Raw genomic sequence first — 14,672 nt, forward strand, 5'->3', positions numbered from 1 at the left:
GGTCGTACTGGTTTTTCGCGTCTACAAATTTTCCGTAATCTCGGACAGCTCATCAGCAGAGCTGGCTACTTGCGCCACTGCCTGGTTCATGTCTTCCATGACTTTGAAGAAGTTTTCCAGTTCTTTTTGAATGTGCGTGCTTTGCTCCTTGCTGTCTGCTACAGCGCCGATAATTCCTTCGAAAAACGCGTTCGTCTCATCGGTCATTTTGCTGCTCGACTGAACAAGCCCTTGAATTTCCAGAACGACCGAAGACAGCACTGTTGTTTGCTGGTTCGTTTTCTCAATCAGCTCCCGCACGCCGAAGACAGACTTCTTCGTCTGCTCCGCCAGCTTGCGCACCTCGTCGGCCACGACCGCAAAGCCTCGTCCCTGTTCGCCCGCTCTCGCCGCCTCAATCGCAGCGTTTAGGGCAAGCAGATTCGTCTGCTCGGCTATCGCCGTTACCACATCGACGATCCCGCGAATTTTTTCGGCATTGTCCTCCAGCGTGTTCATTTCCCCGGAGATTTGCCTCACGCTTTGCTGAATCAATCCCATCTGCTCTTGCTGCTTTTCCAGCTTTTCCTTGCCCTCCCGGGACAGCTCCTGCGCCTTGCTGGAAAATCCGGTGCCGTTTTCGGCATAGCGCAGCATCTCGCGCGACTGCTCCGTCAACTGCTCGACGGACGCGCTGTTTTCTTCCGATACCGCTGCCAGCTCATGGGCGGAATTGGTCAGCATGATCCGCAGCTCATCTTTTTTGTCCTGCTCGGCACGCCGAACACGCTCATGTTCGTTCTCGTACTCTTCCAGCACAATTTGCTGCTCGATGTTGAGAATTTTGGTCACCGCCGTAAGGGCCACCATCAGCTCGTTCTTGTCGGCAATATGCTTGTTCAAGATGTCCATAATCGAAACGAGCAGATTTTGGAACGCGCTCATGTACCATTTCGGTTCCAGTCCGATTCGCATATGTATGATGGCAATCTTGCTGCGCTGCTCGATGTAAGCAGCATCTATACAGCCATTGAACATTTCGGTGATGTGCCGGGTCAGTGTCCCTTTCAGTCTTTGAATCGTGCTGTTCTTGTCCACAATGTCCATGAGCAATGGCTCAGTTTCGATATTCGAATAAAAGAAATCTACAATTTTGTCAATATTTTGAATGATGAGCGGTTGAAGCGCTTTGACGATCGACAAGTCCTCCTCTGTCAGATGAATCAGAGCCAGTTGCCTGGAGAGGGTGTTTTGTCCTTGAAGCTTTACCTTCCCTTGTTCCTTGTGATCCTGGAAAAACGACTCCTTTTTGGCTTTTCCTTTTAATCCAAACAGGCTGGAAAATGGACATGTACTCATACGCCGAACTCCTTTTGACCGATTAAAAAATGGCTGGAATTACCATATTAGGTAGAGTAAACGAATTATTTCCAATTGGCATATCCTTTCAATTATATACCCGTTTGATCTAGAGTGTAAACCAAATGAGCAAGAAAAGAGGGCAACCGCGCTTCCGAACGGGAAGTCGGCGCCCTCATTTTTACATCTCTGCTTTCTTCACTTCCGCTTTTTGCAGCTTCCAGCTCGTCTTGTCCCATTTCCAAAGCGACTCGACGTAGGCAATCGTGTCAGCATTCGCGACACCGCTCACCCGCTGCACACCTTTCAGCTCGCAGACGCCATCGCGGTTTTCGTCGACAGGCGCAAGCACGCTGAAGCTGTTCGGCATCACGTCTGTGGGCGTCACCAGCTTGCCGTTTTTGTAAACGCCGTTTTCTTCGTATATTTTTTTGCGATCGGACAAATCGAGAACCGTGGTCTGATTCGTCTCTTTGATCAAAATCGGAACCTTGTAGTTGTCCTGATACGAGCCAGAAATCGTCAAAGGCTGCGGCACGGGCAGCACAACAGGCTTGTTGTCCTTGTTGCTGAACAAATAAAAGTCGGACGTTCCCCCGCTTCCGCCCGTAGGCGCTTGCACCAAAATTTGTTTGGTGCCGTTTCCGATAAAATCGCAAAAGGCCATGTCCGGCTGATAACCGCCGTACGCCGTCGTGAAAAAGGTCGTCTTTTTCGCGACCGGATCTTGGACCATGACCTTCAGCTTTTCAAAATACGGGCTGTCCGCAGCAAAGCGTTGACCGAGCAGCGTCACGACATCCGGCTTTCCGTCTCCGGTCACGTCCTGTCTTTTGATCTGGATTTCCTCAAAAACGCCTGGTTGCTGCTGAGGCTGGCGCACTTCCTCTGCCAGAGCAGGCCCCCCTCCTCCCGCGATCAATACACAGGCCAAAATGACTGCCCAGCCAAATCGTTTTCTTTTTTCCATATCCATCCACCTTTGCTTTTTTGAACCTTAGGCGTAGTATGCAAAAAAAGCTGTGCTGCCATGCCTTTTTGTTGCGCGCATCGGCTGGTCAAAATGGCTAGATGAATTTATGGAAAGTGCGGTACACTATTCCAAGAATGTTGACCGTTTAGGCAAGCAGACGAGCATGTTTTCATACGTATGAGAATGACAGTCCAATCAGGAGGCGATGCAAGCGTGAGTACGCCAGAAAAACGGCGGGTCGCACAGGCTCCGCCCAGCCGCGAAGCGCTGCGCACGGCTTATGAGCTGATTCTCACACGGATTTTGCCGCGTCTGCCGCCGACCTCTCAATCTACTGGCAGGAGATGCGAACATGAAGATACGACTGATCGAAAACGGGATCATCACGCAGATCGATGACATAGAGGACGCTACCCAAGCACCCGGACAAGGCTTTTTTTGGATTGACGCTTCTCCGTTTGATCTGGATATTTTACAGCCGCTGTACGATCTCCACCCTCTGGCAATCGAGGACTGTATCGACGAAGAAGAACAGCGGCCCAAGCTGCAAATTTACGACGATCACTATTTTCTCGTGCTAAACGGCATTGCTTTTCACAACCAGGATATTTTTTTACGCGAGATCAATATTTTTTTCGGCAGTCATGCGATTATTACGGTAACGAAGCAGGAAGCTCCCGAATTTGCCTCCATGCTTCCGATTATCCGGGAAAAAGAAGTGAATCACCCGGACACGTTTTTGTATCACCTGATTGACCAAATTGTCGATCGTTATTTTGATGTGACGGAAAAAATCGAGGACTTGATTGAAGCGCTGGAAGAGGAAATATTGATGAAGACGCGCAAATCGCACCTGGAACAGATCATCGGGCTGCGAAGCGAGATTTTGTACGCGCGAAAAATGCTGTTGCCGCAGCGCGATTTGATTGACGCTCTGCACAAAAAAGAACTCCCGCTGATTCGTCCGAAGCTGCGGAAGTTCTTTGGCGATATTTGGGAGGACGCGAGTAAAATCGTGGAAAACTTCGAGACATTCCGCGACCTCATCGGGAACTTGCGCGAAGCTTATCAGGCGGCCCTCGCCGGACGGGCAAACGACATCATGCGCGTGTTTACGGCTTTGACCACCATTTTCATGCCGCTCACGATCGTGACGGGCATTTACGGCATGAACTTCGACTTCATGCCAGAGCTGCATTCGCCCTACGGCTATTACGTCGTGCTCGGGTGCATGGCGCTCATCGGGCTGACGATGTTCATTCTGTTCAAGAAAAAAGAGTGGCTGTAAACGAACAGGCTAGACGAGATCACCGCAGGCGACGATCATCAGCGAAAGTATTTTAGACAAGTCGCACTCATACGGCTGTGCCAGCTCCTGCCCATCTTCATCGACCAAAATGCGAATGAGCGGGCGGCTTGGCATGCCTTTGTTAGAATCAATCACGATGCCTGACACCCCTGTATTGAGCGTGACGCTCAACCCGACCGGGTACAGAGCGATGGTGTCGCGCAGCGCTTCTACATAAAACTGGTCAAACAGTCTTCCCGAGCCGGAATAGAGCACTTCCATCGCTTCGTGGGGCAGCATTCCCCGGCGATAGATGCGATCGGAAGTCAAGGCGTCGAATACATCCGCTACCGCCATCAGGCGACCGAACGGGTGAATTTGGTCTTGCTTCAGATGGCGCGGATATCCGGACCCGTCCCAGCGCTCGTGGTGCTGAAAAGCGCAGTGGGCAGCAAGCAACGGGATGTCGTCTTGCCTGCGCAGCATTTCAAAACCGATTTCGGTATGTTTTTTCATCACTTCAAACTCTTCTGGCGTCAGGCGGCCCGGCTTTTTCAAAATCGTGTCCGGAATTTGCACTTTCCCGATATCGTGAAGCATGCCGCCAATAGACACATCGAGAATCTCCCGCTCTGTACAGCCTGTATTAATCGCCAGAGCTGTACTGTAGAGGGCGACGTTAAAGGAATGGCTGAAAATATAATTATCGAAGGCGCAGGCATCCGCCAACAGGTTGATCGCCGATTTGCTGCCTTTCAGCTCGTCGGCTACCGCAGCCATGACCTGTCTGAGCTGACGGCCCAGGTTCTTGTCCGTGAACAGCTGCTGCCATTTTTGCGGTACCTCCTGGACACTGCGAAACGTATCGTGAATAATGGACATCGCCTGTCTGCGCGTGCCCTCGGAAATGACTGTATCCACCATGATATCGTCCGTGCGTTCATCTTGTATGTACAGGCTGTTGATGTTCTTGCTCATGAGGCGTCCGATCATTCGCTGGGTCAGTTCAACTCCCGCCCCAACGAGTACCGTTCCGTTTTCTGCATAGATGGAACGGGCAAGCTTGTCGCCCGGCTGGCATTTTTGAATGGATTTCAGTCTCATTTCCAACCTTCGCCTTTCATCAGAGTATCCCTATTATAGCGTGATTCGACGTAATTCTACATGAAAAATTTTCAAGTCTTTCAATTAGACATATGGACGGGAGACACAGGTGAAATAGCTTGGAAGAAGCTGCTGTATGTTTTTAGGTTATCGGTACTTCCGGGGGGAATTTTGAGGAAAATGCGGAATGACAGAAAGCTTGCTTGGGAGATTGCGTTATCGGTAGGTACTTTTTGCTGTGGCAGGGAAAGATTGAATGCAGGAAGCTTGTTTGGGTGACGCTTTGTAGAACGCGTCATCGGTAGGTACTTTTGCTGCGGCGAAGAAAGATTGAATGCAGGAAGCTTGCTTGGGCGCCGCTTTGTAGAATGCGTCATCGGTACTTTTGCTGTGGCGAGGAAAGAGACGAATCGCTGTAGCTTCTTGGGATACCCCCTGTGGGTCTCGACTGCACGGCTCCGGGGAAAAAGCGAAACCGCGTCAAAAGCAGCTCGCTCACAGATGCGGGGGCACGTTGACGCTTAAAACCATGTTTCGCTTTTTCCTCGGAACCTCGGTCGGTATCCCAAAGAGCTTTCGCGCATTTCGTCTCTTTCCTCGTCAGGGGCTGGTGGTGGTGGTCGCGCGGGTTTTAAAGACAATACCAAATGCCACAAAGCTTGCTTGGGCTGACCCTTTGTAGTCCGCTTCATCGGTACTTTAGGCGGGGCGAGGCAAGGGCTGGTGAGTTGGACGTAAGTAACAAAAAGACATGAAAACATGATGAAGTTTTTTCATGAAGTCAATTGCTGAATGCACCTCATCCATGCAAAAGATCGTTCATTAGCCGCACTGGATTTCCCCCAGATCATCCCTCAAAAATCCCAATCTGACCAAAGCTAAACGCTGGCCGAGGAAACAGGAGAAACAAGCGGCAGGGCTTTCCAAGCTTCCCCGCAAGATGCCAGTTGTTCTGAGAAAATAAAGTTTTCAACTGAAAATGATCAACACCTAATTTAAGAAAACTATATAAATGAAAGCCTCAAACATATTGTGTACATCTAATATGTTTGAGGCTTTATGTGTTGGATTGGGCATTTATTTTGTATAGAAACGCTTTTTAGGAATCTAATGCTGTCAACTACGTTCAGCCTAACGATCGGTTGCTGTTTTCCATGACTCTCTGAATATAAGACTCCAGTACCTCGATGAACAATTTGGCCGCTTTCCCCATAAACCTGTCCGCATGGTAGATGATACAAATATCCTGGCTTGGCGTAGGATTCAAAAGGGTGACGGCGGTGATCGTATCGCGATTGAGATTGTCCACTAACAAGCGGGGGAGAATGCAAGCTCCTACGCCTTGCTCGACCAAGGATAGCAATGTCGAAAGGGTGGAAGTTACAATCGGGCTATCGATCTTGATCCCCTTTTGCTGACAGCAGGCATTAATGACCTTTGAAATTTGATGTTCCGAACCGAACATGACCAGCTTCATATTCTGCAGTTGCTCGAAGGGAATGGCTTTCGCTTTCGCAGCGGGGTGATCCGAGCGTAGTGCCAAGACGAACTCCTCATGGAACAGCGGTATAACGGCGATACGATCATCAGGTTTGTCAGGAGTTGTGGTAACGCCAAGATCCCGGATACCGTCGACAACCTGTTCGTACACATCTGTCGACTCCGTGACTTTAATCGACAACTTCGGGTACGAGCGATGAAAGTCGATAAGAAGGGCGTCAAACAAAAGGTCTCCGTCACCAGGAAGAATCCCGATATCCAGCTTGCCACCATCTACCTTCTTTAAGTCCGCAATGGCCCCCTGAATGTAGTCAATGCGTTCGAAGATGATCTTGCTCTGCTCCAAAAGGATTTGCCCCGCATCAGTTAAAGCAATCCGTCTCCCAATGCGATCAAATAGCGGAAGTCCCAGTTCATTTTCCAAAAACTTAATTTGTTGACTGAGGTTCGACTGAGTCGTACAGAGATTTTCTGCCGCTTTGGAGAAGTGCATCTCCTTGCAGATGGCAGCAAAATACTGGAGTTGTCTAAGTTCCATACCGTCATGCCCCTTTTCCATTTTTTGCACGTCTTAGAAGCGAATGACTCCTTTACAGTATACCCACTATATGGATGATTTGCACGAATCGGTAATCGATCGATTAGTGAGACCGATCAATTGCATCGGAATCGTGTGATTGTTGCGTATTCAGGGGAGAGCTACACTTGCATTAAGAGAGCAGCAACAAAAAAGGAGGCATGATCTTATGAGTCAAACCATTATCCACACTGCTAACGTACTTCGTCAGGTTGTCATTGGTCAGGTTCAAGCCATTTCCGAGGAGCAGCTCGACATACAACCGATGGGCTTCCACAACACAATCCGCTGGAATGTCGGTCACATCATCTTTTGGATGGATCGGTACTCCACGCTTTGTTTCGATTCTCCATCCTTGATTCCGGATCAGTATGAAGCGCTGTTTACGTCCGGTACGAAGCCAGCTTCATGGACGATAGCTCCCCCGAGCAAGGAAGAATTGCTTCAATTGCTGACGATGCAGCTTTCCCGGCTATCCGAGCTGACGCCTGAGCTGCTCGATGCACCATTGAAATCGCCGTATGTCATGGGGCCATTCCAATTCGATACCGCAGGCGAGCTGTTCAACTTTGCTCTGGTCCACGAAGGGATTCACCTTGGTACAGTTTCAAGCCAGCTTAAGCTTATAAAATGAAGCCCTGCATCTAGATGCATAAAGCGATGGATCACACAATGAAATGAGGAGGCTTGTTATGACGAAAATCCATGAAGTATTTGCTGCTTTTAGGCGTGCTTTCGAAACAGGGAATACAAGCGATTTCCTGAAAAAGGTTACGGATGATTTTCATTTCCTCGTTCCGCTGCCGCTTGAAGGCTGGAATCAGAAGCAGCAAGGCCGAGAACGGTTCGAGGAATTAATCAGGTTTGAGCGCTCGGTATTTCAGATGAGCCTCACGCCGCTGATCGAGCTAGAGAAATGAGAGCTACGGGATGGTCGTATTTCGCTCGGAAGGGTTGCTGTACGGCAGGCCTTTCCAAAATGAGCTTTCGGTCGTCTTCGAGTTCGAGAAGGATCAGGTCCGCTCCTTCCGAGAATACGTAGGAATGCCGTTAAAAAATTACGAGGCACCGATGGTTGATTAATCTAACGAGAGCGATAGTTCAATAAAGCAGCGGCGAGTCTAAGACTTTCTTTTCCGGTCTTAGGTCGCCGCTGTTTCATTTATTGGGGTCAGTCTAAAAACAAAAAACACCTTCGTCTCATCGACAAAGGCGTTCCGCTGTCCATTTCTGAACCGTTAATTCATCATCGCTACAGCATTTTGACGACCGCTTCCCGTCCGATCATCCCCGCTTTGATGCCTTGCGCCTCCGCTGTTGTCGTCACCGATTCCAGCGGCGCATCCAGCAGCTCCTCAATCGTTTTCACCCCGACAGCCCTGCCAGCCAAAATCTCCCGGCTCGCCAGCCGCTCATTCAACAGACCCACGTCCAATGCTCCGCACATGATGTACCCTTTGTCTGTCGTCACCGCAAGCAATGTCGTCTTGGGAAGCCGTACCGTGACGGCAATCGCCGTCCCTTCCGGAAAGTGGATAGGCAATACCTCGACCATCCTGCTCCCTCCTTTTCTCTCCTGCCTTTTGCGTTACCATCCTATGACACAGGAGCGAAAAGTGTGTGAATCAGTGCAAGTTCACAGCCGGGAACTGCTCGTCTTCCATTGCGACCTTGCGCTTCATCACTTCAATCATATAAGTAGCCATCATGTGAAACAGCTCTTCCTCGTCCATTTCTTCCGCCAGTCCGAGCAGGGCGTCGCGGTCCTGCTCGTGCAAAACGCCAACCACCACGGCCGTAATGTCCTCTTCGTCACCGTTGAAATGACCTTTGTACAGTTCGTATACTTCGTCGATAAATCTCATGGCTCATCCCCCCTGCTTCATTCGATAGCATGCCCAGAACTTTCAGGGGACACCTTTTCCCATCTCGGCAAAAAAGCGCTTTGCACCAAAGTTCGGTCTGTGATCGTACTGGCAATCACTTCGCGAAGCATTTCCGGGTGGAAAAATTCAATCTCCCGCCCTTGCAGCAAGTCGGGAAACAGGCGATTGTACATGAACATGTCAACCGTACCGACACGATACTCCCGTTCGCGAATCAGCGGTTGTCCGTTGACTTCAATCGCGAGGATGTGCGGCTGCCCCGACTCTTCATAACGAATCCGCAGCCCGTCCACTGCCATCCAGCCTTCGATTTTGCCGCGAAAACCGCAGCCGCGCAGCTCGCGATGCACGATTTGCGGCTGGATCGCCTGCTCCAGCACACTGGCGAGCTGCTCCCCCGTCAACGTGACAGCGCAGGCGTTGATCGGGTGCGGCACGCTTTCCAAAAGCTGGGCAAACGTCAGACGGCCCTGATGCAAGTCGGACAGCAACAGTCCTCCGTTGGCGATCCCCACTTCTGCTTTGGTCCATCTGCGAATGCTCGCCGCCAAAAACGAGCCAAACGGCGTCTCCTCCGTCCAGTTGACGTGCAAATCCTGCTCCAGCTCAGCAATCGGCTGAAACAGACTGGCATCTGCCGCTGCCTTTTCCTTTTGCAAAAAATCGCGCAGCGCCTCATCCGGCGCGTAGCTGGCGGTGTCAAACAACTCTGCCGAGACATCCGCAATCTGTTTGCCGTCGCGATCCCACACAAGCCGGATGTGGCCTACGTGCTCGCCAAAACGCCCCGTCTGGGCAATCAACGTGTTTCCGACCCGTTCCCCGTGCGGAAGCGTATGGTGCGTATGACCGCCCAAAATCACGTCCAGCCCTTCGACTTCCGCGGCGATCCGGCAGTCCGTCTGATAACCGAGATGAGACAGCAAAATGAAAATATCCGCCGAAGAGCGCAAGGCAGCAACCTGCTCACGAATAAGCGGAAGCGGATCGAGAATTTCCCAGCCCAGGCTCTGATAAGTAGAAAAAGGAATCGTCATGCCAAGCAAAGCGACCCGCAGCTCTCCAAACGTATGGATAGCATAGGGGACAGCCCACTGTGGAGGTGCCGAGGTAGCCTTATCCAGCAAGTTGCCGACGATGACCGTGAAGTCCGCTTGCTCGTACATCTCGTCGAGCTTCTCTTTTGGCAGCGTGATGCCCTCGTTGTTGCCGATCGTCGCATACTGGTAGCCGCATCTGTTCATGACTTGGACATTCGCTTTTCCGAAGCTTGCCTCCGAGCGGACATCCATGCGATCCATATGATCCCCGATATCGACTGTCAGCACATGTTCCTGTTGGGCCTCCCACAGCTGGCGGCTTGTTTTCAGGCAAGTCGCAATCTGCGGCATTTTTTCGAAATGACTATGCAGGTCATTCGTGTGCAGCAAGTGCAAGGTCCAGGTGTCCGCCACGACTTTCCCCTCCCTTTTGTCTCTAAGGTCAACCGATGATCGCTTTTATGATCATTTGTACAGCTATCGCCAAAATCAGGATGCGCAAGAACAGCACAATCGTGCGTCCTTTCAGCTTGCTGGCTATGACCGCGCCCAGCTTGCCGCCCGCCCATGCGCCAGGTGCCAGCATCGCCGCATACAGCCAGTTCACATGATCGTGAAAAATGTTTGTGACCGAGCCGATCACCGCCGAGAAAAAAATGACCAGCATGGAGGTCGCCGTGGCAATGTGCGGAGGAAACCGGAACAACAGCATCATCGCCGGAACCATCAACACTCCGCCACCCACGCCAAACAAAGAAGACGTGATCCCGACAAAAAAAGCGATCGTAATGACACTCACCCTGCTATATCCATACTCGTATTCATTGCCCTCGTTGTCGACAAACTGCCGCTTGATTTCCCAGTTGATCTGGCGCGGCCGGAGTTTGTCCTTGACCATCAGGATGACGAACATGCACAACTGAAACAAGCCAAAAAGCAGTGTAAAATCTTCTGTTGCTAGTAATGTATTAAGGTAGACACCCACGATAGCACCAGGCGCGCTGCCAATAAAAAAAAGCAGGGCGCTTTGCATATCGACTTTTTTTTGCTTGATATACGATATGGACGAGGACAGCGCCGTCACCGCAATCACAAGCAGCGAGGTCGCTGCCGCTACTTGCGGAGACATGGAGTTCGGCTCATACCAGTTGGCGAAAAACAGCAACGCCGGAACAAAAAAGATGCCGCCGCCAAGCCCGGCGATACTGCCAATGACTCCGGCGACCACCCCGATCACCAAAAACAAAACAGCGATGGCTACAAGCATGTCTCCCCTTCTTTCTTCCTTGTTAAAACAACTCCATCTGTCTGGGATTCAAACCGCTCGGATCAAGTCCCAGCATGTCTGAAAACTGCTTGGCGTTCGCTGCCGCATCGCCTCCAGAGTTATTGTTGAACAAAATGCAAACTTCATCCGCTTCCTGCTCAATCTGCCGGATGTGGACAAGCCACTCTGCCAGTTCTTCCTCGCTGTAGCGGTACAAGTAGCGCACATCGCGCCATTTTTGACCTTCTCCCGGATCGCGCCACCCCGATTTGTTGCGCCCGTGAAACCGGACGAGAGCCAGCGAAGAATGCGTGACGGCGGGCACAATCGGAACCGATCCTTGCCCCGCCTGTGGTTCATCGCACAAGACGTGCACGGCTTCGATTTTATGTAAAAAGTCCAGCGTGCGCTCTCTAAACCGCGCTTCGAACCAGCTCTGATGGCGAAATTCCACCGCAAACGGATACGCCTTCATCGCTTGCCGGCAAGCTTGGACATAATGAACATGTTCCCTGGTGCAGTCAAACCAGGGCGGGAATTGAAACAGAAGCGACTTCAGCTTCCCGGCCTCGACAAGCGGCTGGATGCTCTCCTCAAACTGTTGAAACAGCTCGCGCCGGTTCACAGGCGCATCTCCCCGCTGATGGCCCGTCATCGCCTGGTGCGGCTTCACGATAAATCCAAAACGGTCCGGAGTGTCCCGGACCCACGACTCGTAGTTTCGCTGTGGTAAAATGGCGTAAAAAGAGCTGTCTACTTCCACAATCGGAAAATGGCTGGCGTACACCGCCAATTTATCGCCGCTGCGCACCCCTTGTCCGTACAGCGTGTCATGATCGCCCCAGCCACAGACACCCACATGTATCGTACTCATGGCAAACACCCCTAACAAAATCAAGCGAAATCAAACAGGAGGAGTCCCTTCGCATGAAAACAACTGACTGGTTGGGTGACCCCTTTGCGTTTAAGGATAACAAATTATACATGGGCCGAAAAGTAGCGAACCGCCTCCTGCGTGACGCTCAGGAGGCGGTTCCTTATGAGTTTTCCGCTCTGCTTGCGGGCAGAGACGCGACGATTACCGATGCGGTTGCCATGCCGATCTCTTCGGACACAGGCAACTTTTCCTGGGACGGCCCTGCCTTTCTCCAGGCGCTTCACTCCATTCGCAAGCGCCAGCTGCAATGGCTGGGCGTCCTGCACACGCACCCGCATACCGCTCCCATCCCGTCCAGACAAGACGTTTTGGGCTGGCACTACCCTACGCTTTCCTACTGGATCGTCAGCTTGGCGTCTGAGACACCGGAGTGGCGCGTCTATCAATGGAAGAACGGGGCATTTCTGTTGCGCGATTACACCGTGACAGAAGCGGCGGACGAAGCAGTCAACAGTTCTGCTGCTGTCTCCCCTTCGTCTCCAAAAAACTCCTGATACAAGGCGATTACGGCGCGGTCGGCTTCTGCCGCTTTCACCCCGAACATCATGCTGACTTCAGAAGAGCCTTGATTGATCATCTCCAGATTCACCTTCGCCGCAGCCAAAGCAGTAGTCGCTCTGGCTGTGGTGCCCACCGATTGGCGCATTCCTTCCCCGACGATCATGACGAGTGCGAGACTGTGCTGCACCGCGACGTCGTCCGCTCCCAGCTCGCGAAACATGCGCTCGATGATCCGCTTTTCCTTCTCTTCTGTCAGGTCTTTCTCGCGCAAAATGACCGAAATATTGTCGATCCCGGAAGGAGTGTGCTCGTACGAAATCCCTTCCTCCTCAAAAATTTGCAACAGCTTGCGGCCAAAGCCGATTTCTTTGTTCATCAAATACTTGCTGACGTAAATGCTGCAAAAGCCGCTGTCGCTGGCGATTCCCGACACCCTGTTTGTCGCAAACGGACGCTCGGCAACGATCATGGTGCCTGGCGCAGACGGATTGTTCGTATTTTTGATGCACACCGGAATGTCAGCCTCGTAAGCCGGAATTAGCGCTTCCTCATGAAACACGCTGAATCCCGAATAAGACAGCTCCCGCATCTCGCGGTACGTGATTTCCTTCACTTCCTTCGGGTTGGCAATCAAGTTTGGATTCACGACGTACACCGAGTCGACATCGGTAAAGTTTTCGTACACTTCCGCAGTCACCGCTGCTGCCAAAATCGAGCCGGTAATGTCCGAGCCGCCACGCGAGAACGTCACCAACTCACCGCTTTTCGCATACCCGAAAAAGCCGGGAAAGACAGTAATTCCGCTACGTTCCCGCAAAGAAGCAAGCTTCGCGTAAGCTTCCGGCAAAACGTGGGCGTTGCCCGCTTCGTCGGATACGAGCATCCCCGCGTCCTGCGGATTGACGTAGCTCGCTTCCTCGCCCAAGCTTCGCAAGTAGTGGGCCACGATTTTGGCGCACGTATCCTCTCCCGCTGCTTTGGCAGCATCCATGAAGCGCTCCGCTGACAAGCCTTGCCGATTGCTCAGCACGTCATCCAGCTCGCTTTTGATTTGCTCTGCGACAGCTTCTCCCAGCCCCAGCTCAGCGATGATCTCCTCATAACGCGCAAAAACAGCCTGCTTTTCTTCCTCGGCCTGTTGCTGCTGCAAAAAACGGTTCGCGCAGCTGATCAAGAGGTCTGTTACTTTTGTATCTTCCTTATGTCTTTTGCCAGGGGCTGAAACGACGACGAGACGTCTGTCCCGATCCGCCATGACGATGCTGCACACTTTTTTTATTTGCTCGGCATTCGCCAGGGAAGTGCCACCAAATTTTGCTACCTTCATTCTTTACTCCTCCATCTATCCGCTCTTGTCCGGTCTTTTTCTTTCATGAATTATGTTACTAGCTTAATGCATCCACCTAAAAAGAACAAGTGTCTTTTCCACAAGTACACAACAGAATAATTTGGACAAGTTGACGCATAGTAACGGGTGAGAGATTCCACAATGAGGTGTGTTATGAAAAAACATGTACGCTTGCTCCTCCTCACCTGTGCCGTGTTCCTGCTTCTCTCCTACAGCCAAACGGCGTCCGCGATTCGCGAAAAAAATCGCGAATACTACGAGACGCGCGGGGAGATCGTCTGGGAAGTTCCCACGAAAAGCAAGATCATTGCCCTCACTTTTGACGACGGTCCGGACCCGGGCTACACCCCGCAAATTGCCGCCCTGCTGAAAAAGTACGAGGCCAAGTCTACCTTTTTCGTGGTTGGCTCACGTGTAAGCCAGTACCCGGAAGTCGTTCGCTTACTGGCTCAGGATCAGCACGAGATTGCCAACCATACCTACAGCCACCCCGATATTCGCCGCCTTTCCCCGGAGCAGTTGCGAGAGGAAGTCGAAAAGACTCAGGAAGCGATTCATTCGGCAACAGGAATACGACCTGCGCTGTTCCGTCCGCCTGGGGGATACTACAGCGAGTCCATCGTGCATACGGCGAAGCAGTCCGGCTTTTTGGTCATCATGTGGTCGTGGCATCAGGATACGCGCGATTGGGCAGACCCCGGCGTCAAAAAGATCGTCGACAAGGTGCTGAACAACGCCCGCAACGGCGATATTGTCCTGTTCCATGACTACGGCGGAAACCGGAAACAGACGGTGCAGGCGCTGGAACAAATTTTGCCCGAGCTGAAAAAACGCGGCTACAGCTTCGTTACCGTCAGTGAGCTGATGAAGCACTCCGGTAGACTCAAGCAAGTAGACCGAGCGGATTAAACAG

General features: G+C 51.7%; 15 protein-coding genes and 1 pseudogene. 6 read left to right on the forward strand and 10 right to left on the reverse strand.

All coding sequences use genetic code 11. From position 1 onward, the window contains the following. Positions 1-21 precede the first annotated feature (21 nt). Positions 22-1,338, reverse strand: a complete 1,317-nt coding sequence (locus tag NST23_RS23080; RefSeq protein WP_122964481.1) for a globin-coupled sensor protein — start codon at positions 1,336-1,338, stop codon at positions 22-24. 181 nt (positions 1,339-1,519) lie between these two features. Next, positions 1,520-2,308, reverse strand: a complete 789-nt coding sequence (locus NST23_RS23085) for a hypothetical protein (RefSeq protein ID WP_280648568.1) — start codon at positions 2,306-2,308, stop codon at positions 1,520-1,522. A 216-nt stretch (positions 2,309-2,524) separates the two neighbouring features. On the opposite strand from NST23_RS23085, the gene NST23_RS23090 reads away from it, so the two are divergent. Next, positions 2,525-2,710 carry a hypothetical protein gene (locus NST23_RS23090; RefSeq protein WP_141254221.1) on the forward strand — a complete coding sequence of 62 codons (186 nt, stop codon included), beginning with the start codon at positions 2,525-2,527 and terminating at the stop codon, positions 2,708-2,710. Next, complete coding sequence (gene corA, locus NST23_RS23095; protein ID WP_122964480.1) at positions 2,664-3,599, forward strand: magnesium/cobalt transporter CorA; 936 nt, start codon at positions 2,664-2,666, stop codon at positions 3,597-3,599. The genes NST23_RS23090 and corA overlap by 47 nt, the downstream gene beginning before the upstream one ends. 9 nt (positions 3,600-3,608) lie before the next feature. On the opposite strand, the gene NST23_RS23100 is transcribed toward corA, so the two are convergent. Both NST23_RS23100 and NST23_RS23105 read right to left on the reverse strand, forming a co-directional pair. Beyond that, positions 3,609-4,703: an HD-GYP domain-containing protein gene (locus tag NST23_RS23100; protein ID WP_173596733.1), complete on the reverse strand. Its 1,095-nt coding sequence runs from the start codon at positions 4,701-4,703 to the stop codon at positions 3,609-3,611. 1,126 nt (positions 4,704-5,829) lie between these two features. After that, positions 5,830-6,741, reverse strand: coding sequence for a LysR family transcriptional regulator (locus NST23_RS23105; RefSeq protein WP_328140089.1), 912 nt, complete (start codon positions 6,739-6,741; stop codon positions 5,830-5,832). Between the two features lie 208 nt (positions 6,742-6,949). On the opposite strand from NST23_RS23105, the gene NST23_RS23110 reads away from it, so the two are divergent. Further along, positions 6,950-7,414: a DinB family protein gene (locus NST23_RS23110; protein ID WP_217022236.1), complete on the forward strand. Its 465-nt coding sequence runs from the start codon at positions 6,950-6,952 to the stop codon at positions 7,412-7,414. Positions 7,415-7,457: 43 nt separating this feature from the next. After that, positions 7,458-7,863, forward strand: a pseudogene (locus NST23_RS23115) (nuclear transport factor 2 family protein). Between the two features lie 169 nt (positions 7,864-8,032). On the opposite strand, the gene NST23_RS23120 reads toward NST23_RS23115, so the two are convergent. The 5 genes from NST23_RS23120 to NST23_RS23140 form a co-directional block, all read right to left on the reverse strand. After that, on the reverse strand, positions 8,033-8,335 hold the full coding sequence (locus NST23_RS23120) for a YunC family protein (protein ID WP_173599644.1): 303 nt from the start codon (positions 8,333-8,335) through the stop codon (positions 8,033-8,035). Positions 8,336-8,405: 70 nt separating this feature from the next. Then, the gene (locus NST23_RS23125; protein ID WP_122964475.1) at positions 8,406-8,645 is read right to left on the reverse strand and encodes a DUF6154 family protein; all 240 of its coding nucleotides are present in this window, start codon (positions 8,643-8,645) and stop codon (positions 8,406-8,408) included. Positions 8,646-8,662: 17 nt separating this feature from the next. Next, the gene (locus tag NST23_RS23130; RefSeq protein ID WP_274874343.1) at positions 8,663-10,120 is read right to left on the reverse strand and encodes a bifunctional metallophosphatase/5'-nucleotidase; all 1,458 of its coding nucleotides are present in this window, start codon (positions 10,118-10,120) and stop codon (positions 8,663-8,665) included. A 28-nt stretch (positions 10,121-10,148) separates the two neighbouring features. Next, on the reverse strand, positions 10,149-10,973 hold the full coding sequence (locus NST23_RS23135; protein WP_122964473.1) for a sulfite exporter TauE/SafE family protein: 825 nt from the start codon (positions 10,971-10,973) through the stop codon (positions 10,149-10,151). Positions 10,974-10,995: 22 nt separating this feature from the next. Beyond that, positions 10,996-11,847 carry a DUF72 domain-containing protein gene (locus NST23_RS23140; RefSeq protein WP_242774449.1) on the reverse strand — a complete coding sequence of 284 codons (852 nt, stop codon included), beginning with the start codon at positions 11,845-11,847 and terminating at the stop codon, positions 10,996-10,998. A gap of 53 nt (positions 11,848-11,900) precedes the next feature. On the opposite strand from NST23_RS23140, the gene NST23_RS23145 reads away from it, so the two are divergent. Then, entirely contained in the window at positions 11,901-12,404 is a 504-nt protein-coding gene (locus tag NST23_RS23145) for a M67 family metallopeptidase (RefSeq protein ID WP_173599646.1), read from the forward strand. Here the strand turns inward: NST23_RS23145 and NST23_RS23150 are convergent. Further along, positions 12,326-13,738 (reverse strand): aspartate kinase, encoded by a 1,413-nt coding sequence (locus NST23_RS23150; RefSeq protein ID WP_173599647.1) that lies wholly within the window; start codon positions 13,736-13,738, stop codon positions 12,326-12,328. The two genes, NST23_RS23145 and NST23_RS23150, sit on opposite strands and share 79 nt — an antisense overlap. 174 nt (positions 13,739-13,912) lie before the next feature. Here NST23_RS23150 and NST23_RS23155 point away from each other — a divergent pair, with 174 nt between their 5' ends. Further along, positions 13,913-14,668 (forward strand): polysaccharide deacetylase family protein, encoded by a 756-nt coding sequence (locus NST23_RS23155; RefSeq protein ID WP_122964469.1) that lies wholly within the window; start codon positions 13,913-13,915, stop codon positions 14,666-14,668. The last annotated feature ends 4 nt before the right edge of the window (positions 14,669-14,672 follow it).

The sequence above is a fragment of the Brevibacillus sp. FSL K6-0770 genome, assembly GCF_038000275.1.
Taxonomy (GTDB): domain Bacteria; phylum Bacillota; class Bacilli; order Brevibacillales; family Brevibacillaceae; genus Brevibacillus; species Brevibacillus parabrevis.

Excerpts from the sequence above, each read along its gene's own strand:
- NST23_RS23080 (WP_122964481.1), bottom strand. The coding sequence starts at position 1,338 with ATGAGTACATGTCCATTTTCCAGCCTGTTTGGATTAAAAGGAAAAGCC.
- NST23_RS23085 (WP_280648568.1), bottom strand. The coding sequence starts at position 2,308 with ATGGAAAAAAGAAAACGATTTGGCTGGGCAGTCATTTTGGCCTGTGTA.
- corA (WP_122964480.1), top strand. The coding sequence starts at position 2,664 with ATGAAGATACGACTGATCGAAAACGGGATCATCACGCAGATCGATGAC.
- NST23_RS23100 (WP_173596733.1), bottom strand. The coding sequence starts at position 4,703 with ATGAGACTGAAATCCATTCAAAAATGCCAGCCGGGCGACAAGCTTGCC.
- NST23_RS23105 (WP_328140089.1), bottom strand. The coding sequence starts at position 6,741 with ATGGAACTTAGACAACTCCAGTATTTTGCTGCCATCTGCAAGGAGATG.
- NST23_RS23110 (WP_217022236.1), top strand. The coding sequence starts at position 6,950 with ATGAGTCAAACCATTATCCACACTGCTAACGTACTTCGTCAGGTTGTC.
- NST23_RS23120 (WP_173599644.1), bottom strand. The coding sequence starts at position 8,335 with ATGGTCGAGGTATTGCCTATCCACTTTCCGGAAGGGACGGCGATTGCC.
- NST23_RS23125 (WP_122964475.1), bottom strand. The coding sequence starts at position 8,645 with ATGAGATTTATCGACGAAGTATACGAACTGTACAAAGGTCATTTCAAC.
- NST23_RS23135 (WP_122964473.1), bottom strand. The coding sequence starts at position 10,973 with ATGCTTGTAGCCATCGCTGTTTTGTTTTTGGTGATCGGGGTGGTCGCC.
- NST23_RS23140 (WP_242774449.1), bottom strand. The coding sequence starts at position 11,847 with ATGAGTACGATACATGTGGGTGTCTGTGGCTGGGGCGATCATGACACG.
- NST23_RS23145 (WP_173599646.1), top strand. The coding sequence starts at position 11,901 with ATGAAAACAACTGACTGGTTGGGTGACCCCTTTGCGTTTAAGGATAAC.
- NST23_RS23150 (WP_173599647.1), bottom strand. The coding sequence starts at position 13,738 with ATGAAGGTAGCAAAATTTGGTGGCACTTCCCTGGCGAATGCCGAGCAA.
- NST23_RS23155 (WP_122964469.1), top strand. The coding sequence starts at position 13,913 with ATGAAAAAACATGTACGCTTGCTCCTCCTCACCTGTGCCGTGTTCCTG.